Below are 298 nucleotides of genomic sequence, written 5' to 3'. Positions count from 1 at the left end.
GCCGGCCAGGTGGAAGCGGTCGAGTTCGTTCAGCACCACCATGTCGAACGGTGTCGTGGTCGTCCCTTCTTCCTTGTAGCCGCGAACATGCAGGTTGCCGTGATTGGTGCGGCGATAGGTGAGGCGATGGATCAGCCACGGGTAGCCGTGGAAGGCAAAGATGATCGGCTTGTCCCTTGTGAAGATGCCATCAAAGTCGCTGTCCGAAAGGCCATGCGGATGTTCTTCCGCCGGCTGCAGCTTCATCAGGTTGACGACGTTGACGACCCGGACCTTCACTTCAGGCAGATGCTCGCGC

1 pseudogene is annotated in these 298 nt (G+C 59.4%); it reads right to left on the bottom strand.

The window, feature by feature from the left end:
- Positions 1-298: pseudogene (locus tag ASE71_RS10415) on the bottom strand (phosphoketolase); the annotation flags it as partial.

This window comes from Ensifer sp. Root954 (assembly GCF_001429005.1).
GTDB classification, from domain to species: Bacteria; Pseudomonadota; Alphaproteobacteria; order Rhizobiales; family Rhizobiaceae; genus Ensifer; species Ensifer adhaerens.
This window is presented reverse-complemented; position numbering and strand designations above follow the sequence as displayed.